We start from the raw sequence: 24,646 nt of genomic DNA, 5'->3' as shown, positions 1-24,646 counted from the left end.
GCAGGAGTCTTAGAACTTCTTAACTGATAAAAATATGCGCTATAAGAAAAATGACCCACTGTCTGAGCTGCAGCATGCGGCGAGTTTGGGTCATTTTTCTTATGTTTTTAGCATATTTTTAGCAGCTTAGAAGTTCTTAGGCTCCGAAACCGCACACGAAATGAAATATGTTTCTGCGCGTCCCCTTTTCAATATTTAAGCTTCCATTACCGCATCCTTCATAGCCTTCACATACTCTTTCACATACGGCACGCAATCTTCCCCATACTGTGCGCACAACTTAACAATAGCAGATCCCACAATCGCACCATCCGACTGCGCTGCCATCTTCTTCGCCTGCTCCGGCGTAGAAATCCCAAACCCTACTGCACAAGGGATATCTTTTGCAGCTTTTACCAGTTTCACCATCGCGCCGATATCTGTAGTAATATTTGTTCTGGTTCCCGTAACACCCAGAGAGGATACACAGTATACAAAGCCCTCTGCCTCTTTGGCGATCTTCGCGATTCTCTCATGAGAAGTGGGGGCGATCAGAGAAATCAGATCAATTCCATATTTCTTACATACAGTATCAAACTCTTCTTTTTCCTCAAATGGTACATCCGGAAGAATCAGCCCATCCATGCCAATCTCTGCGGCAGTTTTAATAAATCGCTCCGTTCCGTAGGAGAATACTACATTCGCATAAGTCATAAACACCATAGGAACAGAACTGTTCTTTCTGATCTTTACTACCATGTCAAATACCTTGTCTGTAGTCACACCACCTGAAAGTGCTCTCACGTTTGCGCCCTGGATCACCGGTCCCTCTGCTGTAGGATCAGAAAACGGAATCCCAAGCTCGATCAGGTCTGCACCAGCTTCCTCCATTGCATAGACAAGCTGCTCTGTCACTTCCAGAGACGGATCTCCGCAGGTAATAAACGGGATAAATGCCTTTCCTTTTTCAAATGCTTCTGTAATTCTCTTATTCATGAATATTCTCCCCTCTGTAACGTGCGATTGCTGCACAGTCCTTATCTCCACGTCCGGAAATTGTAATGACCACGATCTGGTCTTTTCTCATCTGCGGAACAATTTTCTTTGCGTAAGCTACTGCATGAGCACTCTCAATAGCAGGAATGATTCCCTCTGTTCTGGAGAGATATTCAAATGCCTCTACTGCTTCTTCGTCTGTGACAGGTACATATTCTGCACGTCCTGTATCATAGAGATGCGCATGTTCCGGTCCGATTCCCGGATAATCCAGACCTGCGGAAATGGAATATACAGGTGCGATCTGACCATATTCATCCTGGCAGAAATAGGATTTCATTCCATGGAAGATTCCCAGTTTGCCGGTTGCTATAGTAGCTGCTGTCTCTGCCGTATTTACTCCACGTCCCGCAGCCTCACATCCGATCAGACGGACATCTTTATCATTGATAAAGTTGTAGAATGTTCCAATTGCATTGGAACCACCGCCCACACATGCCAGCACTGCATCCGGAAGTCTGCCCTCTTTTTCAAGGATCTGCTCTTTGATTTCTTTGGATATCACTGCCTGAAAATCGCGAACAATTGTAGGGAACGGATGAGGTCCCATTACAGAACCAAGTACATAATGTGTATCGGAAATACGGTTTGTCCACTCTCTCATTGTCTCGGAAACAGCATCCTTCAGTGTTGCAGTACCAGAAGTAACTGCATTGACCTTTGCGCCCAGAAGACGCATTCTGTATACATTTAATGCCTGACGTTCTGTGTCTTCTTTTCCCATGAAGATTTCACATTCCATCCCCATAAGAGCTGCTGCTGTTGCTGTTGCCACACCATGCTGACCTGCGCCTGTTTCTGCAATGACACGGGTCTTGCCCATTTTTTTTGCAAGAAGTACCTGACCAAGTACATTGTTGATTTTGTGAGCGCCTGTATGGTTTAAGTCTTCTCTCTTTAAGTATACTTTTGCTCCACCCAGATCTTCTGTCATGTGGGATGCAAAGTAGAGACGGGATGGTCTTCCTGCATATTCGTTCAGAAGCTCTGTAAGCTCTGCGTTAAACTCCGGGTCATCTTTATAGTGGTTGTAGGCTTCTTCCAGTTCAATGACAGCATTCATCAGTGTTTCCGGAATGTACTGTCCTCCATGGATGCCGAATCTTCCTTTTGACATCTGTATATGTCCTCCTTTTATGTATGTAATCCCTGGCCTGTCAGATGGTCGGTCAGAGTATTCTATATTCTTTCTGATTTTATATGCACCAGTTGAACTGCCTTCAAAATCTTATCTCTGTCTTTCATTCCATCCGTCTCCACACTACTGCTCAGATCTACTGCATAGGGATGAATAGTCCGGACGGCTGTTTCCAGATTTTCCACACCCAGTCCTCCTGCCAGGAAAAAGGGTCTGTCTATCTCCGGAATCAGTGACCAGTCAAAGGTCTGTCCTGTTCCACCGCAACCCTGATCAAGCAGTATATAATCTGCCGGACTTTTCAGGGCATTTTCAATATCCTGAGCTGTTTTTACGGAAAAGGCCTTTATAACCTGATGACCTGTATTCTTTTGGATTCTCCGTATATATGCCTCATCTTCCTGTCCATGAAGCTGTGCAATATGGATAGTTCCGTCAAGAAGCAGTTCCTCCACACGCTCAGGTGCTGCATTTACAAAAACACCTACAGGGATAATGTCCGGATTAAGTTTTGCAGTAAGTTCTCTCACCAATGCACCTGTAACATTTCTGCTGCTCTTTGGAAATTCTATGATAAATCCACAGTAATCAGGTTTTGCTTCATTTACATAGGTAATGTCTTCCGGGCGTTTCAGACCACAGATTTTGATTTTGGTTCTTTGCTGTTGTTCTCTGGTCATATTCTATCCTCTCAGATAATATTCGATCTTTCATCGTAACGGGCTGCCATTCAGGCTTTCCAGCGCTGCTTTCTTGTCCGGACTTCGCATCAGTGTTTCCCCGATCAGTACCCCATCCACTTTATTCTCATAAAGAAGCCAGATATCCTCCGGGGTGCGGATTCCGCTCTCGGAAACAAAAACCACATTGTCCGGTGCCATTTTTCTCAGGCGAATGCTGTTGTTCATATCTACCTGAAAGGTTCTCAGATCCCGGTTATTAACTCCCACGATCTCTGCCCCGAGATTTAAGGCTCTGTCCACTTCGTACTCATCGTGTGCTTCTACCAGTGCATCCAGTCCCAGCTCTTTTGCAAGCTGTCTGTATGCTCTTAATTCTCCGTCATCCAGGATAGCACAGATAAGTAATACCGCGGAAGCACCAAGGGATTTCGCCTGATAGATCATATATTCATCTACTGTAAAATCCTTGCGGAGTACAGGTATCTGTACAGTGGCTGCGATTTCTCTCAGATACTGGTCTGCTCCCTGGAAATAAAAAGGTTCTGTGAGACAGGAGATTGCACTTGCACCTGCCTGTTCATATTCCTTTGCAATTGCCAGATATGGAAAATCCGGTGCAATCAGTCCCTTTGAGGGGGAGGCTTTCTTTACCTCGCAGATATAGGACATACCATCTTTTTGTAATGCCTGGAGAAATGTGATTTTCTGCCTTGCATTTTTATTTACTTCCTGAATCCGGTTCTCCAGCTCCGAAACAGAAATACAGGACTTTTCTTTTGCAATTCTTTCTCTTGTTCTGGCTGCTATTTCTTCTAATATATTCTTCATTTTTATTTATTAGTCTCTTCTACAAATTCTTCCAGTTTCTTCAGTGCTGCACCGTTGTCGATGAGGGATTCTGCCAGCTTCACTCCTTCTTCTATGGAAGCGGCTTTTCCTGCGATATAGAGTGCTGCACCTGCATTTAAACATACCGCCTGACGCTTCGAGCCTTTTTCCTCACCCTTCAGGATTGCTTTTGTGATCTCTGCGTTTTCTGCAGGTGTACCACCTGTCAGGGCACCCTTCTCACATCTCTCATATCCAAACTGTTCCGGTGTAATCTCATAGGAAGTAAATTTGCCATCCCTGATCTCACATACAGAAGTAGGTGCGCACATGGAAATCTCATCCAGACTGTCCTGTCCATAGACAACCATTCCTCTGTTAACGCCCAGGTTTGCCATAACCTGTGCCAGTGGCTTCACCAGTGACTGATCGTAAACTCCCATCAGTTCCATGTTTGCACCTGCCGGATTGCTTAATGGTCCCAGAATATTAAATACAGTACGGATTCCTAGCTCTTTACGAATCGGTGCCACATATTTCATTGCAATGTGATAATTCTGCGCAAACAAGAAGCAGATGTTGATCTTTTTCAGGAGCTCTGCACTGCGTTCCGGCGTCAGTGTAATCTTCACTCCCAGTGCTTCCAGAACATCTGCTGCACCGGATTTGGAGGATGCTGCCCTGTTTCCATGTTTTGCAACCGGAACACCGCCTGCTGCGATCACCAGAGAAGAAGTAGTGGAAATATTGAAGGAATTGGAACCGTCTCCGCCGGTACCCACGATTTCAAGCACATCCAGATTGTGGAGAAGTTTGATACAGTGAGCTCTCATTCCTGCTGCGGAAGCTGTGATCTCATCAATTGTCTCTCCTTTTAAAGCTAATGCAGTAAGATAAGCAGACATCTGTACAGGTGTTGCCTGACCGCTCATAATCTCGTCCATTACAGCTTCTGCTTCCGCATAAGCTAAATCCTGTTTCTTTGATAATTTAATAATGGCTTCCTTAATCATTTCTCACTACCTCCATAAAGTTCTCTATCATCACTCTGCCGTCCGGTGTCATTACCGATTCAGGATGAAACTGTACTCCGAACACAGGATATTTTGTATGTTCCACTGCCATGACCTCTCCGTCCTCTGACTCTGCTGTCACCTTAAGTTCTGCCGGCAGGGTATCCTTTAACGCTGCCAGGGAATGATATCTGGCTGCTGCAAAGGTATCCGGCAGGCCCTTAAAAAGCTGACTTTCTCCTGTTTTATACATCAGCTTTTTCTTTCCATGCATCAGCTCTTTTGCATAGGAAACTGTTCCTCCAAAGGCTTCGCAGATGGACTGATGTCCCAGGCACACACCCAGGATGGGGATTTTTCCTGCAAATTCTTTAATCACCGGAATACAGATACCTGCATCCTCCGGCCTTCCCGGACCAGGGGATAAAATGATGGCTTCCGGTTTCAGCTCTGCGATTTCTTCCAGTGTACACTCATCGTTTCTCACTACTTTGATGTCCGGTTCCACTGCGCCGATGAGCTGATATAAGTTATAGGAAAAGCTGTCATAATTATCGATCAGTAATATCATTCTAATCCCTCCTGTGCCTGTTCAATTGCCTGTACCACTGCTCTTGCCTTGTTGCAGCATTCCTGAAATTCCTTTTCCGGTACACTGTCTGCCACGATTCCGGCACCTGAACGGATACAGATTTCTCCGTTTTTCTTATAAACCAGGCGGATGGCAATACAGGTATCCAGATTTCCTGCAAAATCCAGATATCCGATGGCGCCTCCGTAAATTCCTCGTTTGCTCTGTTCCAGTTCCTCGATGATCTGGCAGGCTCTGAATTTGGGTGCTCCGGAAAGGGTTCCTGCCGGAAGGATTGCATCCACTGCATCCACAGCATCTTTATCATCCCGGATAATCCCTGTTACTGTAGAGCCCAGATGCATTACATGGGAAAAACGTTCTACGCAGAGATACTTTTCTACTTTTACAGTTCCGATCTTGCTGATCTTTCCAATATCGTTTCTTCCCAGGTCTACCAGCATATTGTGTTCTGCCAGCTCTTTTTCATCTTTCAGAAGTCCCTCTTCAAGTTCTTTATCCTCTTCTCTTGTCTTTCCTCTTGGTCTGGTTCCTGCCAGAGGGAAGGTACTTAAGGTGCCATTTTCCAGCTTCGCAAGTGTTTCAGGGGAAGCACCTGCCAGTTCAATATCATCACTGGAAAAATAGAACATATAGGGAGATGGATTGGTTGCACGGAGGACACGATAGGTATCAAACAGGCTTCCGGCTGCTTTTGCACGCATAGGATTGGAAAGTACCACCTGGAAAATATCGCCTTCTTTGATATAGTGTTTCGCTTTTTCCACCATATCTGCGTATTTTTCTTTAGGAAACTTGGGCTGGATTTCGGACTGGAGCTTCAACGGCTCGAATTCCATGTGTTCTCCATTTCGGATGAGTTCTGCCATTTCATCCAGTTTCTTTACTGCAGCTTCATAGGATGCCTCCAGATCATCTGTCATTACTCCGGTGATCAAAAGAACTTTCTGTTTAAAGTGGTCAAATACAATGACCTGGTCAAAAAGCATTAAGTTCATATCCCGGAAATCCTGCTGTTCCTTATCTTCAAGCTTCAATTTCGGTTCACTGTATTTAATGTAATCATAGGAGAAATATCCTACCAGACCCCCTGTGAAGGGAGGCATATTTTCCATAACAGGAGTTTTGTATTCCCGGATGATCTCACGGAGGGTATCTCCGGGATGTGTAACCTGCTTTATGATTTCTTCTGTCTTTCCCTGTACATCTGTTTTACGGATCTTCAGGATACCGTCTGTACAGGTAATTTCCATAGATGGTTCATATCCCAGGAAAGAATATCTGCCCCATACTTCTGTCTGGCTGGCACTTTCCAGCAGATAGCAGTGACGGCTGGCTTTTCGCAGGGTGCGCATTACTTCTACCGGCGTGTATCTGTCTGCGTAAAGTTCTCTGCACAAAGGGATACGACGGTATTCTTTTCTCTGTGCAAACTGTCTGATGGTTTCTAATGTTGGATACATGGGAACACCTCCTGTGGTTGATTTAACCATCTGTCAGGGAAAATGAAAACGCCCGTCCCTGACAGATTTATACTATCTGTCAAGGACGAGCGTATATAATTCACCCGCGGTGCCACCTTGATTTACGGTTTGATCCGTACACTTTGCGAAATACCTGCATATTTCCGGCAACTTACGTATGCCCTACGTCACAGGATACTCAGCCAGCTCTATGAACTCCGGCTTTTCACTGTGCCCTCAGCGGCCCATTTGGCAGCCTGCATTTCCATCCGGCTCTCACCTGCCCGGATTCTCTGTGCGCGCATAACTGCTTTAACTTCCGCTTCATCAGTTTAGTCTGTTAAATTTTGACTATACTTTACCACTGTGAAGACGGTTTGTCAATCCTTAATTTTAAATATTGAAATATTTTATTTCGCCTGTGCTTCTGCCTCTTTCGGCAATACAATATTCAGAATGATGGCGATCAATGCTGCCGGTACGATTCCGGAACCGCCAAAAATCAGGCTTATAGAAGACGGAAGCTGTGCCAGTACTGCAGAGTTAGAACCAATTCCATATCCCAGACCCAGAGCTACAGAAACAATCGTTACGTTTCTCGGGGTTACCGGCCACTTGGTAATCAGCTGAATACCGCTGACTACAATGGATGAGAACATCATAACTGCAGCTCCGCCCAGTACACTCTGAGGCATAATGGAAATTACCGCTGCAAGCTTTGGAAACAGTCCGCAGGCAATAAGGAAAATACCTCCGGTTGCAATGGAAAATCTGTTCACGACCTTGTTCATGGCGATAAGGCCTACATTCTGGCTAAAGGATGTGTTTGGAAGGACACCAAATAAGGATGCCAGGGAAGATCCCAGACCATCACACATAACGCCGCCTGAAAGCTCCTTGTCAGTAGCTTCTCTGCCCAGACCGCCCTCAGTAATACCTGAAATATCTCCTACAGTCTCCACTGCTGTTACAATAAACATAATACATACAGGAACAATAGCTCTTGGATCAAATACCCATTTTACAGGCATCAGCTTCGGAATTGCAAACCAGGAAGCCTGTGCAACTTTATCCCAGTTCAGAACCCAGGATTTGGTTGCTTCTACCGTTGCACCTGCATCATCTACATAAGTAAAGGTAGTAGGCAGAATCAGTGCCATAATGCTTACCAGAATATATCCTACGATAATACCGATCAGTATAGATGAAAAACTGGTAAATCCCTTTGTCCCGTGCTTCAGGGCAATGATCACGATCAAAACCACCAGACCTACAAAAAGATTCTCCATAGAACCATAATCATGGGCAGAACTTCCGCCTCCAAAAGAATTGATTCCAACAGCGATCAGCGAAAGACCGATGGACAAAACCACGGTACCTGTAACTACTGACGGGAAAAATTTTCTCAATGGTTTCAGAAAGCTTCCCAGTATGGTTTCAAACAGACCGCCAATAAAGCAGGCTGCCATAATTGCCCCATATCCGCCGATGCTGTTGCCCATTACTGCTGATACGCTCTGACATACGCCGATAAATCCGGAGCTGGTTCCCATTACGATAGGAAGTTTGCCACCGATCGGTCCAATCGTAAAAATCTGTACCAGAGTCACAATTCCAGCGATCAGCATGGCATTCTGTAAAAGTGCCACCTGAAGTGCTCCACCAGCCTCGATCCCACAGGCTCCTGTGATGATCAGCAAAGGTGTAAGATTACCAACAAACATTGCCAGTACGTGCTGCAGACCAAGGGGAATCGCAATTTTCAGCGGAGGTCTTCCATCAAGGTCATAAGGTGTTGCCGTTTTTTTCTCTTGTGTTTCCATTCCTTTTCCTCTCTTTCGCAACTGTGCACCAATTCCCGGTACACAATGCAGATTTTTCGTTACAGTTCACTAGTACATCGTTTTCGAAATAACGAAACGATGTACTAGGTGACCTGTAACATTTTATGAAATTGCAGCGTTCACAACAGGAAAAAAGACGGCTATCCTGTAGAATAACCGTCTTGTAGTTTTCACACCTCTGCTGGCATATCCTGTTATGATTCTCTACAATCCTCTAATTCTTTACCAGTATACCGTATCTGTCCTTATCTGACAATACGGCAATTTGTGAAAAATATCCCTCTTTATATATAAAATACTGTATATTTCATGTAAGTCCCCTGTTTCAATATCCACTTAACTTTGCACAAAAAATCCGCAGATCTTAAATTCAGATCTACGGATTTTTTATTATAGTAGCGAGAGGGGGATTCGAACCCTCGACACCACGGGTATGAACCGTGTGCTCTAGCCAACTGAGCTATCTCGCCATATTCTTTTATATCTATGGGACCTATAGGGCTCGAACCTATGACCCTCTGCTTGTAAGGCAGATGCTCTCCCAGCTGAGCTAAGATCCCATATTCTTTCACAGATTTCTCTGGTCAATAGCGAGAGGGGGATTCGAACCCTCGACACCACGGGTATGAACCGTGTGCTCTAGCCAACTGAGCTATCTCGCCATATTCTTTTATCTATGGGACCTATAGGGCTCGAACCTATGACCCTCTGCTTGTAAGGCAGATGCTCTCCCAGCTGAGCTAAGATCCCATATTTACAAGTCTGTAATCGTTCTCGTTCACAACTCGCTTTGCTATTATATAATGGATTTTCATGAATGTCAACACCTAATTTTGAATTTTATATATTTTTTTAAATTTTTATACAATTTTCTCCAAAATTCTCTGCAGAAAAGAGCTGTATTTTTCCTACAGCTCTTTTCCCAGCTTTACATTCGCTTTTTATTTATGGAAAAACAATATTGTAACTTTCATATATCCCTGCACAAGTAAATCTGTTGCCACCAGTACTGCCACTGACCACAGCAGGCATTCCTTTACATTATATGGGTAAAATGCAGAGAAACCGGCAATTGCCCAAAATACTCCTATATGTATTGCATACATCTTGGATATCTGTTTCGAAAAATAACATAATTTGTTATATCCGAATTTCCATTTTTCCACCAGTGGCATGATCCCGAATGCAACTGCAAATACAAATATGATCGCACAGAAGCTTCCTGCTACCTTTAAAAGTCCCGGTGTCCTGTATTGCACCAACATATAATCAAAGAATTTCTCTACGCTCGGATGTGATATGATACAGCCCACAAACCAGATGACTGCGATTACTCCACATACTGTTCCGCTCTTTTTATAGAACTCACCTTTTTCATTTTCAGGCACTCTTCTGATCACTTTTCCGAAAACATATCCCAGAAATACATAGCTCAAATAGGGAAAGAAGCAAAAGCTTGTCTCACCTTTTCCGCCAAAAGTCATATCTAAGATCCAGTTAAGGGCCTGATTGTCAGAAATCAACAGCTTTGTAAATGGTGACAGGATTCCTACTATTACAGCACTTATGATATATCCGCTTAGCTTTACCTCTAATTTGCGGTAGATTGCAAGTACAAGGTAACACATACCGGATATAAAAAATATGTTTACAAATGTAAGCACTGAGTACAGGTTTGCTTCATATAATTCTCTGCTGCCAGCCACTTCTCCTGTGATCAAAATTCTTATGTGAAAACAGATTATGATTGCTGCCGCATAGCACAAATTACACAAGCCCTGATATACCAGAAGCCTTACCCCATTCCTGACCATATCCTTAGGTTCCGAATGGCGGGTAAAAACACTTCCAAACCCCATGGTAAACAGATACAGACAGGCACCTGTAGGCATAAACAGCGCAAACAGGATTTTATGTACATTGGATTCTGCTGCCGCTGCACCTGCAATGCTCTGAAAGGAATGTATAAATACGATCATAATCATCAGGAAACCTTTTACCAGATCCAGCTCCCTCTGCCGCCCTACATTTACTTCCTTATCCTTCAAAGAAAACATATTTATCTCCTTCTCTCTGAAACAGAGGTATATTCTCATCGTAATATCATAAATACATTATATGGTATAAAAGGTTTTCACGCAATTACTTTTCGTATTTTTCATTTTCCGAATTTTAAGAATAAACCATAAGGTTTTATTATGTTTATGGAACACTACTGAGTAATTTCCTATAGCATAATAAAAAGATTCCCTTTTCAATTTTACCTGAAAAAGGAATCTCCTGTTATTTATCATTATTATCTGTTATTATTCAGCATCTTCCGCTGCTTCAGTTGTTTCTGCATTTTCTTCTGCAGCATCCTCTTTTGCTTCATCCTTGCTGTCTGTTTCTTCTGCATCAGCTTCTTCAGTGTCTGTGCTGTCATCAAAAGGAATTACTGCACCGTCATATTTCTCGTTGATAAAGTCTTTGATCTCATCGGATTTCAATACATCAACCAGAGCTTTAATCTTGTCGCTGTTTTCGTTGCCTTCTTTGACTGCGATCACATTTACATATGTTTTCGCTGCTTCAGAATCGGATTTCTCATATGCAAGTGCATCTTTCCCTACTGAGAAGCCAGCTTCCAGAGCATAGTTTCCGTTTAATACCACATAAGCTGTCTCGCCTGTAACACGTGCTACCTGTGCTGCTTCCAGCTCTACGATTTCTACATTGTGAGGATTCTCTGCAATATCCTTAACAGTTGCATTTAATCCTGCACCATCTTTCAGAGTGATGATTCCGTTATCCTGGAGAAGAAGAAGTGCTCTTGCTTCGTTTGTGGTATCATTTGGTACTGCGATAGAATCTCCGTCTTCCAGATCATCCAGGCTGTCTTTTGTTCCAGGATAGATTCCGAATGGCTCATAGTGAATACCACCTGCATTTACAAGGTGTGTGCCCTTCTCCTCATTAAACTGATCCAGATATGGGATATGCTGGAAGTAGTTTGCATCAAACTCTCCACTCTCAACTACCTCGTTTGGTCTTACATAATCATCAAATACAGTAACCTCAAGGTCATATCCTTCTTTCTCAAGAAGTGGTTTTGCCTCCTCAAGGATCTCTGCGTGAGGTGTTGCAGATGCTGCAACTGTGATGGTTTTGTCATCATCCTTTGCATAAACGCCTGTGCTTAATGTTCCTGCCACTAATACTCCTGTTAAAACTGCTGCCACTAATTTTTTCATAATAACTTTCCTCCTGAATTTTTCATATTTTTATTGATTTTTTAACTTGTTTCTATTTCTTCCAGCTACATTTTTACAGCCTTTTTTTACTTTCTTCTGTCAATCTTATTTGCGATCATCATTCCCACTGACTGGAAAATCTGTACCAGCACTACCAGCAGGATAACTGTGACGATCATAATATCTGACTGATATCTATAATATCCATAGCGGATGGCAATATCACCAAGTCCGCCTCCACCTACTGCACCGGACATTGCTGAATAACCAAGGATAGTTCCGATTGCAATCGTTGCTCCTGTGATAAGTGAAGTTCTGGCTTCTACCAGAAGAACCTTCACGATGATCCTTATATTGCTGGCACCCATAGCTCTGGCTGCCTCGATCACACCTGCATCCACCTCTTTAATAGAAGATTCCACCATTCGTGCGATAAAAGGAATGGCTGCCACTACCAGTGGCACTACCGTTGCTGTAGATCCATAGCTCTTTCCTACCACTGCTCTGGTAAAAGGAATCAACAGGATCAGCAAGATCAGAAACGGAATACTTCTCACAATATTTGCGATGGCATCCAGTATCTTATACAACACTGCATTTGGTTTCAATCCCTCTTTATCAGACACTGCCAGCAGCACTCCCATAGGAAGTCCGAACAGGTATCCCAGAACTGTGGAAAGAACTGTCATGTAAAGTGTTTCTCCCACACCCTGGACGATCATCATTATTGTCTCATGATCCCACATATTCTGTCACCTCCCCGATTGCTAAACCTTTTTCTTTCAGATACTGTTTCATCATTTCTGTCCTGGTACTGCCCTCCATAAACTCCAGTATCATCTCTCCCTTGGCTACACCACCTACATTCTTGGTATCTGCCTTCAGGATATTTACCGGTTCTCCGAAGGTAAGGATCAGATTTGCGATCACAGGCTCAAAAGCTGAGTTCTCGGAGAATACGATTCGTATCTTCTCACCGCTTTTAATCTCTGCCTGTCCCTTTTCTCTGCCGGCATCCGGTCTGCTGTCTGCGCCGATATCGGAGCCTGTATCCTTTCGGATCAGTTCTTTGGCAATCTCTGACTGAGGATTTGCAAAAATATCTGCAACCAGTCCTTTCTCAACCACTTCACCCTCATACATGATCGCCACATGTGTACAGATTTCACGCACAACCGACATCTGATGAGTAATGATCACTATGGTGATTCCAAACTGTCTGTTAATCTTTTTCAGCAATTCCAGAATGGAAGAAGTAGTCTGCGGATCCAGTGCACTGGTAGCCTCATCACAAAGTAAAATCTTCGGATCCGATGCAAGTGCTCTTGCAATGGCAACCCTCTGCTTCTGTCCACCGGAAAGCTGTGCAGGATAAGCATTCTGTCTGTCCCCCAGACCAACGATCTCCAAAAGCTCTGCTGCCCTCTTTCTGGCCTCTGCCTTCTTCTTTCCTTTTATATAAAGTGGAAAACAGACATTATCAATCACTGACTTCTGCATCAGCAGATTGAAATGCTGAAAGATCATACCAATCTCTTCCCTCTGTTTCCTCAATTCCTTCTCTGTCAAATCTCCAAGAGCCTTCCCATCTATCAGAACCTGTCCCTCTGTGGGAACCTCCAGAAAATTCATACATCGTACCAATGTACTCTTACCTGCCCCCGACATACCGATAATTCCATATATATCACCGGAATCGATATTCAGGTTCACATCCTTCAAAGCCTCGACCACGCCATCCTTCGTGTCAAAAGACTTCCGGACCTTCTCAATCACAATCCCAGACATCTCATTCTCCCTTTCTCTTATTCCCCGCTCCGTTGAGCATGAACATACTATACCACTACACTTCTGATTATGCCAATTCATAATACCTAGTGCCAGTTATAGTTTAAAGCTATCATTTCATTACTTTACCATATTAAATTCTATATCTCTTGAATTTCTTCCAACCTACAGAAACCATACTGTCTTTAATCTCCAACAAAACCGTCATAATTAATCATTGTGGATTTGTTCAGAAAGAAAAACAGCAGGAGAAAGGTCATATTCCTTTCATCCTACTGCTTATTGCTTTTCGCAACCCCCGCAAGGGACTTACTTGATTCGGTTAAAGACCATATTCCTTATATAGTTGCTCACGTCTTTTAGAATCTGTTGATACAATCGGGATTTCTTCAGTTCTCTGATCCTAAACCAGTCGAGTAATCAGGCTTCCCAGTCGAGCTTCTCCCTCTGCTTTAAGTCTTTCAGATTCCAATTCCAGAACTTTTTCTCCCATAATATCACCTATTCCCTTCCGAGCATTGTCATCTTCGCGGAAAATATAATCCGCAATTTTTATAATTAGTTTTGTCAAATCTGTATTTACCATTAATAATGGTAAATACAGACAAATAATTGATTTTCTCCGAAAGGCATCTGCAATTAGTGAAAATTGTAATTTTTAAATCCTAAAGTTAGCATCAACACTTGCCATCACAAAAAGAAAGGCGCTGGATTATACCCAGCCATCCATACAAGGAATGCTGTACATTAACCAGCGTTTCCATTATTTATCACAGACTATTTTTCATAATTTCCATATAGTTTTCCGGAAATCCAATCAAGTTCAAATCAATATCATCACTATGCTCACTTATCACATTTTCCACGTTTTGAATCAAAGATTTTTTACTACTCTCATCTGGTAATCTTTTTAACAGGACAAGCGTATACGCAAATAATGAATTATTCTTTATTTCTGGATGTTTTCTCAAAAATGATGTTGTAAACTTTGCCGGAGGATTAAAATCTGTATTATACATTCTAGCCGCATGTGCACATTTATTTCGTAAAACCGATAAACAATGAAGATGATTTTCTAACGTATCTCTTCCAATACCAACCATATGAGCAATAGCATCTTTTTCTGAATAATACATAGAACTATATAATTTAGACATATTAGAAAAAGACATTAATTCCACAATAACCCACAATGGCATTTTACTAGAGTATTTCATTTTATGATGCTTCACAATCAGACTATCTTTATAATAATTTTTCTCCCTGCTGAAATTTTCCATAACTTCCCTATAACCCTTTTTGTTATAGAAATTATTCTCATCATAATGCTGATCATACGGAGTCTCCGTACATTTAGCAATTGAAAATCCATATGCAATCTGCGTCCTATAATATACTTCTGCTTTTTCAATATACCGTCGGAATGTATCACGTAATATTTCATCCACTTTATATAAATGATATACCGTTTCAAATGTAGTTCCCACTATATAGTCACTACCAGAAGGATCTTGTCTGAATTGTAAAGCATAACCCGTAAAACGATAATAATTTACTCTTTTCAAAATATCTTTTGCTTTTTCTCTGTCTCTGATAATCATCCCATGGGCAGCTAACTTATCCAATTGCTCATCAAAGGTCAATGGCTTTTTCAAATCCATAAAATCACTCCTTAACGTAAAAAAGCTGAGCACAAGTCTCAGCTTGGTCCCCAATGCCAAAAAGGCTTCGGGCAACTCTGTTACATATAGTATATTCAAAAAGCCCCGAAATTGCAATAGTTTTTATTATTTTCATCAATAAAAATCTATAACATTGCATCTAAGCAGTTCATTACTACTATAGTAATTTCCTCAAATGCCTTAGTAGTCTAAACTGCAACAAATTCAATGCTTTCCGGCATATTCTGCCCCGTGGCGACCTTCACACTCAAAAAAGGGCGCTGCCCAAGCAGCCGCCCTTTCGTTAAATCACATCTTTTTTTGAAACTATACTCTAATCTTCTTCACTTCCCACTTCACAACCTACCCAACCAGGCAAATCCGCAAAGTTAATACTCTCCTCCACACCACAATCCCAGCGCTCCCAAAAAGAAGCGCAAGGGTGGAGTCCAGAGGAGGGACAGCGCTTTCTGTCCTTCCTCTGGGAACCTTCCGTCCCGGAAAGAGTTTATTTAAAATATTCCACACCAGACTCGAATATTTTAATATCCTGCTCTCCATAGATATTAATGGCAACTCCGTCCCCGCGACGTTCGCTATGTGCCATCTTACCAAGGATACGTCCATCCGGGCTGGTAATACCTTCAATGTTCATATAAGAGCCATTAACATTCCATTCTTCATCAACGCTGAGCTGTCCATCCGGAGTTACATACTGAGTTGCAACCTGTCCGTTTGCAAACAGCTTCTGCAGCCATTCTTCATTTGCAACGAAGCGTCCTTCACCATGTGAAGCCGGGTTACAGTATACACCGCCAAGCTGTGCTTTCTGCAGCCAAGGAGATTTATTACTAACAACCTTAGTATAAACCATCTTGGAGATATGGCGTCCGATAGTATTAAATGTCAGTGTAGGAGAATCTGCTTTCTGTCCGCAGATTTCACCGTAAGGTACAAGACCAAGCTTGATCAGAGCCTGGAATCCGTTACAGATACCAAGTGCCAGACCGTCTCTTTCATTGATCAGCTTCATAACAGCTTCTTTGATCTTCGCATTCTGGAATGCAGTTGCAAAGAATTTCGCAGAACCATCCGGTTCGTCACCTGCGGAGAATCCGCCCGGGAACATGATGATCTGTGCCTGATCGATTGCTTTCTCAAAAATCTCTACAGAATCATGGATATCTTCAGCAGTCAGGTTCTTGAATACTTTTACATCCACCTCTGCACCTGCACGCTCAAATGCACGTGTGCTGTCATACTCGCAATTTGTTCCAGGGAATACAGGAATAAACACACGAGGTTTTGCAACTTTGTTCTTGCATACATAAATGCTGTCTGCACGATAAAGCTTCTCATCTCTGTCAGCTGCCTCTTTATCATTCTCAGAAGAAACTGTCTTAAACACTTTTTCCAGAGTACCTTTCCATGCATTTTCAGCTTCGTCTACAGTGATCACTGTATTTCCATAGGAGAAGTTACCGTCAGCAGTTACTTCACCGATCACTGTATAAGTAATGGAAAGCTCTCCAACCTTACCATCCGGAACTTCCAGGATAATATCACCAAATCCAGGTGCAAAGAAATCTCTCGGATCAAGGTTATGCTCAATCTTTACGCCCATGCCATTACCAAATGCCATCTTTGCAACTGCAGCTGCAATACCATGGCGGTCAAGTGCATAAGCAGAAACAACTTTGCCGTCCTGCATATCTTTATGAAGTTTTTCATACTGATCCATGATTCCTGCATAATCCGGCAGATCATACTGATCCTTCGGTGCGCGAAGCCATACCAGTTTGTTTCCTGCTTTCTTTAATTCCGGTGTGATCACATCCTGGATCTTCGCAACGTCAACTGCGAAAGATACCAGTGTCGGAGGTACATCAATATCATTGAACGTACCGGACATACTGTCCTTACCACCGATGGATGGAAGTCCGAATCCCATCTGTGCTGCATAAGCACCGAGAAGTGCTGCGAAAGGCTGGCTCCATCTCTTAGGATCTTCTGTCATACGGCGGAAGTATTCCTGGAATGTGAAACGGATTTTCTTATAGTCACCACCTGTAGCCACGATTCTTGCAACGGACTCTGTCACTGCATAAGCAGCTCCGTGATATGGGCTCCAGGAGGATAAATACGGATCAAAGCCATAGCTCATCATGGTTACAGTATCTGTTTTACCATTCTGTACCGGAACCTTGGCAACCATGGACTGAGTCTCTGTAAGCTGATATTTACCACCGTATGGCATAAATACGCTGCCTGCTCCGATAGAACCGTCGAACATTTCCACAAGTCCCTTCTGAGAGCATACATTTAAGTCTGCAAGAGTTTCCATCCATTTTGCTTTTACATCAGCAACGTCCGGGCGTTCTTCAAAGAGATTACCTTCTTTATTCGGGATTTCTACTTCTACAGTTGTTTCCTGATGTGCACCGTTAGTATCCAGGAATGCACGGGAAATATTTACGATCTCCTTACCTCGCCATACAAGTACCAGACGAGGATCCTCTGTTACAACTGCAACCGGAATTGCCTCCAGGTTCTCTTCATTTGCATAGCCAAGGAAAGTATCTACATCTTTCGGGTCAACTACTACAGCCATACGTTCCTGAGATTCGGAAATTGCAATCTCAGTTCCGTCAAGACCTGCATATTTCTTCGGAACCTTGTCAAGGTCTACCCTCAGACCTGCTGCCAGCTCACCGATAGCAACGGAAACACCGCCTGCACCAAAGTCATTACATTTCTTGATAATATGGCTGACTTCTTCACGGCGGAACATACGCTGGATCTTACGCTCAGTAGGTGCATTACCCTTCTGAACCTCAGCACCGCACACTTCGATGGAAGCCTCTGTATGAACCTTGGAAGAACCGGTAGCACCACCGATACCGTCACGTCCTGTACGTCCTCCAAGTAAGATAATGATATCTCCCGGATCAGAATTCTCACGGATTACTGCGCGTCTGGGAGCAGCACCCATAACAGCACCGATCTCCATACGTTTCGCTACATAGTTAGGATGGTAAACTTCTTTTACATAACCTGTTGCAAGACCGATCTGGTTTCCATAGGAGCTGTAGCCATGAGCTGCGCTTCTTACCAGTTTCTTCTGCGGAAGTTTACCCTTGAGAGTTTCTTTTACAGAAACAGTAGGATCTGCTGCACCTGTTACACGCATTGCCTGATATACATAAGTACGTCCTGAAAGCGGGTCACGGATTGCACCGCCAAGGCAGGTAGCTGCACCACCGAATGGCTCGATCTCAGTAGGATGGTTATGTGTCTCATTCTTGAAGTTGATCAGCCATTCCTCTTCTTTACCGTCTACGTCTACAGGAACTACAATACTGCAGGCATTGATCTCATCAGATTCTTCCTGATCAGCAAGCTTTCCTTCTGCTTTCAGTTTCTTCATAGCCATCAGAGCCAGATCCATCAGGCAGACAAATTTATCCTTACGGCCTTTGTAAAGTTCTTCTCTGTCAGCAAGATATTTCTTGTAAGTATCTACGATCGGTGCTTTGTAATCACCTTCGTCAAATTTTACATCTGTCAGCTCTGTGGAGAAGGTTGTATGACGGCAATGATCTGACCAGTAGGTATCAAGTACACGAATCTCTGTCATAGACGGGTCACGTTTCTCTTCTTCCTTGAAATAATGCTGGATATGCTGGAAATCCTTGAATGTCATTGCAAGATTTAAAGAATCATAAAGTTCCTTTAATTCTGCTTCCGGCATTTCCTTAAATCCATCGAAAATCTTAACATCTTCCGGTTCCGGAAATACAGTTACCAGTGTTTCCGGTTTCTCCAGACCTGTCTCACGGGAATCTACAGGGTTGATGCAGTGATGCTTGATAGCATCAAATTCTTCATCTGTGATAGTTCCTTCAATTACATAAGTAGTTGCGGAACGAATGATAGGCTGTGCGTTCTCATCCAGGAACTGTACACACTGAACAGCAGAATCTGCTCTCTGGTCAAACTGTCCCGGTAAAAATTCTACAGAGAAGATGCGGGAGCCTTCTGCTGACTCAAAATTCTCCAGATATAAATCATCTACAGGTGGCTCTGCAAAAACAGTTTTGCATGCTTTATCAAAAACTTCATCAGAAATATTCTCTACATCATAGCGGATCAGCACACGTACTGCTGTTACGGACTTAATTCCCAGATAGCTGCTGACCTCATGTTTTAATTCCTTTGCCTGTACAGCGAAGGCCGGTTTCTTTTCTACATAGACACGTCTTACGTTACTCATAGAAACTCCTTTCTTGTGTATGCATTGTTTTAAAAATGCTTTAAAAGCACCTTGCAGCCCGACTCCAGTGAACCTGCTGCTTGAACTATTGCTTTCTTTATAGTATCATAGGAAATATCATTAGTAAAATTAATATATCTTATATTTTTATTAATGTAACTAATTAATCACTATCCGTGAAATGTTTTGGAATGAATATGCTAAAATCCAGAGACATACAAGCTCTAAAGTTCCATTGCTGCAGACAATTTATATCATCATATTATTTTATGAAAGGATTTATTTCTATGGATATTAATCTGGAATTATACAAAGTATTCTACTATGTTGCCACCACCCTGAGCTTTTCTGAGGCTTCCCGACAGCTTTTTATCTCCCAGTCAGCAGTCAGCCAGTCCATTAAAACCCTGGAAAAAAAGCTGAATCATCCTCTTTTTATCCGAAGTACCAAGAAAGTATTATTAACTCCTGAAGGAGAACTTCTGCTCCAGCATGTAAAACCTGCGCTCCAGCTTCTGGATGAGGGAGAATCTCTCCTGTCCGGAGACAATCTGCTGAAAGGCCAGCTGCGTATTGCTGCCAGCGATACGATCTGCCGGTATTTTCTCATTGATTATCTGCAGAAATTCCATCAGACCTATCCTGATGTCCGCATTAAAGTCACAAACAGTACCTCCATCGGCTGTGCAGAGCTTCTGGAAAAGGGTCAGGCAGATCTGATTGTATGCAACTGTCCTAATTCCAGGCTTGGCAGTCATTTTCAGACCCGTGTGTTAAAAGAATTTCACGATGTGTTTGTTGCCAATACGGATTACTTTCCTGTACACACTGTTCAGACCGAACTGCAGGAGCTTCTGAACTATCCGATCCTGATGCTTTCCCCCAAAAGTACCACCAGTGAATATTTGCGGGAAGCATTTACAGCCCATAATCTCAAGCTTCTTCCTGAAGTAGAGTTAAACAGTAATGACCTGCTTCTGGATCTGGCAAGGATCGGACTGGGAATTGCCTGTGTTCCTGATTATATGTTAAAAGAAAATGATCAGCTGACACCGCTCATGCTAAAGGAGCCTCTTCCCGGACGTCAGCTTGTACTTGCTCAACATGACAGTCTTACTGTCTCTCAGGCTGCTGAACGCTTTATTGAAATGTTTACTTCCATATAATAAAAGAAGTCCTCACTCAGTACTGAAACAACAATTTTCATAATCGCGTTTCCTACTGAATGAGAACTTCTTTTTCTTATTTCGGCATTACAGCCAGTGCATCAGTAATATACTGATTATCGATTGCTGCAAAGAAACCACCGTCTGCCTTAGTTGCATAATCCATATCGATCGGCATTTTTCCAAGTACAGGAACCTTCAGCTCTGCTGCGATCTCATCAATATGGCTCTCACCAAATACTTTGATCTCTTTTCCGCAGTCCGGACATTTCACATAGCTGTAATTCTCTACGATTCCAAGTACCGGTATCTTCATCATCTCAGCCATATTAAAGGCTTTCTTAACGATCATCTTAACCAGATCCTGAGGTGATGTTACGATCACGATTCCTTCAATCGGCAGAGACTGGAATGCTGTAAGCGGAACATCACCTGTTCCAGGAGGCATATCCACAAACAGATAGTCTACATCGCCCCAGATAACATCTGTCCAGAACTGTTTTACCATATTTGCAAGAACCGGACCTCTCCAGATTACAGGAGTATCCTCTGTAGGAAGCAGAAGGTTGATGGACATTACCTTGATCCCGTTTTTTGTGATCATCGGGTAGATACCTTCATCATTTGCCATTGCTGCACCCTTTAATCCATACATTTTCGGAATGGACGGTCCTGTGATATCCGCATCCAGGATACCAACCTTGTATCCCTGTGCTGCCATCATATTTGCCAGGGAGCCTGTTACGAAGGATTTACCAACGCCACCCTTTCCGCTGACAACTCCGATCACATGTTTTACATTTGACTGAGCATTCATTTCTGCCAGAAAGCTCTGCTGTTTTTTGCTGCTGGAACAACCCTCGCAGCTTGCTTTGTCGCATGAAGTGTTGTTACATTCTTTTGCCATAATTAATCTTCTCCTTTATATTTATCCATATTATTTTACAAATCTGTCAATTGCTACCTCAAGTTCTTTGATTGCATCTTTGTCACCATGTTCCACTGCATCTACAATACAATGCTCAATATGATCCTGCAGAATAATCTTGCCAGTATTATTGATGGCAGATTTCACTGCTGAAAGCTGTATCAGAACTTCCGCACAGTCTCTTCCGTCCTCTATCATGCGTTTAATAGATTCCATATGCCCGATTGCTCTGGACATACGATTCAGCACTGCCTTTGTATGTGCATGACTGTGATGATGTCCATGTTCCCCGTGAGAATGTTCAACTACCGTCCCATCCTCCAGTACATGTGTATGTGTCTTTTGTTCCTCGGCCATAACATTCTCCTTTCTTTTTCAGAATGTATCTGAGATATCAGGGACAAACTAACTTTTGATCCTGACATCTGTCTGAATTTACAGCATAACTAATATTATACCACATTTGTCAAATTTCTGTAAAGGAGCAACGCTGTTTTATTTGTGAAGTTATAATATCAAAAATAATGGTTCCGTCCTCCAGAACGGTTTTCTCATAGGAAACCTCTTTTCCTTTGAATTTATTTCTGATATATTCTTCCGGATCCTCAAGTTCCAGTTCTTCCACAAAAACATCTCTCATCTGATTCCGCGGACATTTATTAAAAATTTCCCATATCAGTTCATATTCTTTCATCTCTTATGTCCTCCCCTGCGGTTCATTTCTGGTAATATTATAATTTTTTTCTCCTTTTTTGTCAAAAATAATTGCACTGAGACAGATTATATCGTATCATAGATACAATTATCAATAGCACATCAGTTGCTTTATCATACTATAATTAATTACATAGAAGGAGAGAAATCTAATGAAACTTTTAAAAGACCGTATTCTTAAGGATGGAATCGTAAAACCGGGAAATATTTTAAAAGTAGACAGTTTCTTAAACCATCAGATGGATATCACTCTCATCAATGAAATCGGCAAGGAATTCAAGCGTCGTTTTTCTGACTGTCCCATCACCAAGATTCTTACCATCGAAGCTTCCGGTATCGGTATTGCCTGTATCGCAGCACAGTACTTTAATGTACCTGTGATTTTTGCAAAAAAAGCGCAGAGCGTAAATCTGGATGGCGAAATGTATACTACAAAGGTAGAATCCTTTACCCATAAAAAAGTATATGATGTTATTCTTTCCAAGAAATTTCTGGGACCTGAGGATCATGTGCTCCTGATCGATGATTTTCTTGCCAATGGCTGTGCACTTCTGGGCCTGATCGACATTGTAAAGAAATCCGGAGCAACTCTTGAGGGTGCAGGAATCGTTATTGAGAAAGGCTTCCAGCATGGCGGTCAGGAGATCCGTGATATGGGTATCCGCCTGGAATCTCTGGCAATCGTAGATTCCATGACTGATGACTCCCTTACCTTCCGTGAATAATCCATTTTTCTGTTTACAACACCATCAAGAATATCAGAACCCCGTCAGCAGGTTGCTTTGTAACCTGCGGCGGGGTTCTTAATATTGTCAAGAGGATATTCTCAATCCGGTTATATTGTTTTGTCTGCTGTAGCCGGAGTCCCACTTGCTGTGGGTGTCACAGTTGCCTTCGGAGTTATCGTTGCCTCCGGATCGGAAGTTACTTCCGGGGTCAATGTTGGTTCGGGGGTAGCAGTCGGTTCCGGGGTAGCAGTCGGTGTTGGATCCGGCTTGATTTCTTCCTCATCATAGGTTCCGTTATCAACCAAAATCTGATAATTATCCTTATCGATCAGCTGTGCCCCACAGGTAAAGGTTCCCACAATCTTGGTACCATTATCATACTGGGAATAATCCTTCACATCTACTTTCTCTCCTGCAAGATAGTCAAGCGCCATCTTTGCTCCACCCTGCGCCAGCTCTTTTCTATCCAAATATGTTGTCAGTGTGATCTTACCCTCTGCCACATCCTTTACAGCCTGCATCTCACTTCCATATCCTGTGATCACAGGCCATTCTTCACTGTCTGACAGGATTCCACGTTCTTCCAGAAGCTCCTGCACTCCAATTGCAAATTCATCTGACGCTGTGATAATAATATTCGGTGTTTTTTCTTCCTGGTAAAACTCATCCAATATGGATTTCATCTTCGCCTGTGCAGCGTCCTGGTCCCAACGAAGGATTCCGGTAGAATCAAAGGTCATATTTCCGGATTTGCATACCAGAGTTCCATCATCCAGATATTCCTGAAGCTTTTCCAGAACACCATTACAAAAGAAAAGTGCCCCATTGTCATCTGTAGATCCCATCAGGAACTCAATGGTATAGGATTGTTTTTCTTCCTGTGCCTTATCCAGATCCATGTTCTTAATAATCTGACCGGCAACCTCTTTTCCGATAGCTCGGGTATCATCGCAGGCATAATAATTCACTGCTGCCGTATTTCGGATCAGCGTGTCATAAGAAATCACAGGAATACTTTTCTCCTTGGCAGTCTCCAGAATATCTGTCAATGCATAAGGGTCCACCGGATCAATGATCAGTGCAGATACTTCCTGATCAATGAATTCCTGAATCTGTGAAATCTGCTGAGTGGAATCTCCCTCTGCATTTTTCACTTCTGCCTCATAGCCACCCTCTGCGATCGCCTTAGACATTTCTGTCTCATCCACAGCTGCATTATCATTCTTTTCCGGAAGAAGGATTCCTATTTTCCCTGCCGGTGCTGCTGCCTGGGCATCCTCGCTGTTATCCTCTGCCTGCGGTGCTTCCGACTGATCCTCTGCGCTGTCTTTGGAATCGCTGTCTTTCTCATCACTGCTTTGGGCAGTATCTTTCTGCTCTGCCTCTGTAGTCTCTACTTTTTCTCCCTCTTCCGTTCTCTCACCGGTTCCCTCTTCTTCTACCTGCACACTCTCGCTTGCTGCCTCTTTGGCCTCATTGCTTCCGCAGGCAGAGAGGAGCATGGAAGAAACCATCACTCCCACCAGAATTCCCACTGCTCTTTTTTTCATAGCCGATCC

Annotated in this window: 20 protein-coding genes and 4 tRNA genes; 2 read left to right on the top strand and 22 right to left on the bottom strand. The window is 42.9% G+C overall.

Features of this window, described 5'->3' with window-relative positions:
• Positions 1-195 precede the first annotated feature (195 nt).
• The 18 genes from trpA to ACTNDS_RS00675 form a co-directional block, all read right to left on the bottom strand.
• A complete protein-coding gene (gene trpA / locus ACTNDS_RS00760; protein ID WP_441032561.1) occupies positions 196-975 on the bottom strand; it encodes a tryptophan synthase subunit alpha in 780 nt (259 codons plus the stop codon).
• A complete protein-coding gene (gene trpB / locus ACTNDS_RS00755; RefSeq protein WP_441032558.1) occupies positions 968-2,152 on the bottom strand; it encodes a tryptophan synthase subunit beta in 1,185 nt (394 codons plus the stop codon). Before trpB ends, trpA begins: the two co-directional genes overlap by 8 nt.
• A gap of 62 nt (positions 2,153-2,214) precedes the next feature.
• Complete coding sequence (locus tag ACTNDS_RS00750) at positions 2,215-2,853, bottom strand: phosphoribosylanthranilate isomerase (protein ID WP_441032556.1); 639 nt, start codon at positions 2,851-2,853, stop codon at positions 2,215-2,217.
• A gap of 30 nt (positions 2,854-2,883) precedes the next feature.
• Positions 2,884-3,684 carry an indole-3-glycerol phosphate synthase TrpC gene (gene trpC / locus ACTNDS_RS00745; RefSeq protein WP_441032553.1) on the bottom strand — a complete coding sequence of 267 codons (801 nt, stop codon included), beginning with the start codon at positions 3,682-3,684 and terminating at the stop codon, positions 2,884-2,886.
• Positions 3,685-3,686: 2 nt separating this feature from the next.
• Complete coding sequence (trpD, locus tag ACTNDS_RS00740) at positions 3,687-4,697, bottom strand: anthranilate phosphoribosyltransferase (RefSeq protein WP_441032551.1); 1,011 nt, start codon at positions 4,695-4,697, stop codon at positions 3,687-3,689.
• Entirely contained in the window at positions 4,690-5,268 is a 579-nt protein-coding gene (locus tag ACTNDS_RS00735) for an anthranilate synthase component II (protein WP_441032548.1), read from the bottom strand. The genes trpD and ACTNDS_RS00735 overlap by 8 nt, the downstream gene beginning before the upstream one ends.
• Entirely contained in the window at positions 5,265-6,752 is a 1,488-nt protein-coding gene (gene trpE / locus ACTNDS_RS00730) for an anthranilate synthase component I (protein ID WP_441032545.1), read from the bottom strand. Before trpE ends, ACTNDS_RS00735 begins: the two co-directional genes overlap by 4 nt.
• A 410-nt stretch (positions 6,753-7,162) precedes the next feature.
• Positions 7,163-8,575, bottom strand: a complete 1,413-nt coding sequence (locus ACTNDS_RS00725) for a uracil-xanthine permease family protein (protein ID WP_441032542.1) — start codon at positions 8,573-8,575, stop codon at positions 7,163-7,165.
• Positions 8,576-8,992: 417 nt separating this feature from the next.
• Positions 8,993-9,066: transfer RNA gene (locus ACTNDS_RS00720), tRNA-Met, on the bottom strand.
• Positions 9,067-9,083: 17 nt separating this feature from the next.
• Positions 9,084-9,156 (bottom strand) — tRNA-Val (locus ACTNDS_RS00715).
• A gap of 28 nt (positions 9,157-9,184) precedes the next feature.
• A tRNA-Met gene (locus ACTNDS_RS00710) sits at positions 9,185-9,258 on the bottom strand.
• Positions 9,259-9,273: 15 nt separating this feature from the next.
• Positions 9,274-9,346: transfer RNA gene (locus tag ACTNDS_RS00705), tRNA-Val, on the bottom strand.
• Positions 9,347-9,537: 191 nt separating this feature from the next.
• Positions 9,538-10,653 (bottom strand): heparan-alpha-glucosaminide N-acetyltransferase domain-containing protein, encoded by a 1,116-nt coding sequence (locus ACTNDS_RS00700; protein WP_441032539.1) that lies wholly within the window; start codon positions 10,651-10,653, stop codon positions 9,538-9,540.
• A gap of 249 nt (positions 10,654-10,902) precedes the next feature.
• The gene (locus ACTNDS_RS00695; RefSeq protein ID WP_441032536.1) at positions 10,903-11,829 is read right to left on the bottom strand and encodes a MetQ/NlpA family ABC transporter substrate-binding protein; all 927 of its coding nucleotides are present in this window, start codon (positions 11,827-11,829) and stop codon (positions 10,903-10,905) included.
• A gap of 86 nt (positions 11,830-11,915) precedes the next feature.
• The gene (locus ACTNDS_RS00690) at positions 11,916-12,575 is read right to left on the bottom strand and encodes a methionine ABC transporter permease (protein ID WP_008707324.1); all 660 of its coding nucleotides are present in this window, start codon (positions 12,573-12,575) and stop codon (positions 11,916-11,918) included.
• Entirely contained in the window at positions 12,562-13,617 is a 1,056-nt protein-coding gene (locus ACTNDS_RS00685) for a methionine ABC transporter ATP-binding protein (protein ID WP_441032532.1), read from the bottom strand. Before ACTNDS_RS00685 ends, ACTNDS_RS00690 begins: the two co-directional genes overlap by 14 nt.
• A gap of 770 nt (positions 13,618-14,387) precedes the next feature.
• Entirely contained in the window at positions 14,388-15,278 is an 891-nt protein-coding gene (locus ACTNDS_RS00680) for an Abi family protein (RefSeq protein WP_441032529.1), read from the bottom strand.
• A gap of 508 nt (positions 15,279-15,786) precedes the next feature.
• On the bottom strand, positions 15,787-19,551 hold the full coding sequence (locus tag ACTNDS_RS00675) for a phosphoribosylformylglycinamidine synthase (RefSeq protein WP_441032526.1): 3,765 nt from the start codon (positions 19,549-19,551) through the stop codon (positions 15,787-15,789).
• 287 nt (positions 19,552-19,838) lie between these two features.
• Here ACTNDS_RS00675 and ACTNDS_RS00670 point away from each other — a divergent pair, with 287 nt between their 5' ends.
• Complete coding sequence (locus tag ACTNDS_RS00670) at positions 19,839-20,717, top strand: LysR family transcriptional regulator (protein ID WP_055052560.1); 879 nt, start codon at positions 19,839-19,841, stop codon at positions 20,715-20,717.
• 76 nt (positions 20,718-20,793) lie between these two features.
• On the opposite strand, the gene ACTNDS_RS00665 is transcribed toward ACTNDS_RS00670, so the two are convergent.
• The 3 genes from ACTNDS_RS00665 to ACTNDS_RS00655 form a co-directional block, all read right to left on the bottom strand.
• Entirely contained in the window at positions 20,794-21,624 is an 831-nt protein-coding gene (locus ACTNDS_RS00665; protein ID WP_195565571.1) for a P-loop NTPase, read from the bottom strand.
• Positions 21,625-21,654: 30 nt separating this feature from the next.
• Positions 21,655-22,002 carry a metal-sensing transcriptional repressor gene (locus tag ACTNDS_RS00660; protein ID WP_118593090.1) on the bottom strand — a complete coding sequence of 116 codons (348 nt, stop codon included), beginning with the start codon at positions 22,000-22,002 and terminating at the stop codon, positions 21,655-21,657.
• 109 nt (positions 22,003-22,111) lie between these two features.
• Positions 22,112-22,339, bottom strand: a complete 228-nt coding sequence (locus ACTNDS_RS00655; RefSeq protein ID WP_195565570.1) for a hypothetical protein — start codon at positions 22,337-22,339, stop codon at positions 22,112-22,114.
• A 172-nt stretch (positions 22,340-22,511) separates the two neighbouring features.
• On the opposite strand from ACTNDS_RS00655, the gene ACTNDS_RS00650 reads away from it, so the two are divergent.
• On the top strand, positions 22,512-23,084 hold the full coding sequence (locus ACTNDS_RS00650) for a xanthine phosphoribosyltransferase (RefSeq protein WP_173743532.1): 573 nt from the start codon (positions 22,512-22,514) through the stop codon (positions 23,082-23,084).
• Positions 23,085-23,194: 110 nt separating this feature from the next.
• Here the strand turns inward: ACTNDS_RS00650 and ACTNDS_RS00645 are convergent, their stop codons facing one another.
• Positions 23,195-24,637 (bottom strand): substrate-binding domain-containing protein, encoded by a 1,443-nt coding sequence (locus ACTNDS_RS00645; RefSeq protein ID WP_441032520.1) that lies wholly within the window; start codon positions 24,635-24,637, stop codon positions 23,195-23,197.
• Between the last annotated feature and the right edge of the window lie 9 nt (positions 24,638-24,646).

It is taken from the genome of Blautia sp. HCP3S3_C12 (assembly GCF_052064155.1).
Lineage (GTDB): Bacteria > Bacillota > Clostridia > Lachnospirales > Lachnospiraceae > Blautia_A.
Note: the sequence above shows the minus strand (reverse complement) of the source record. Positions and strands in the feature narration are given on the sequence as shown.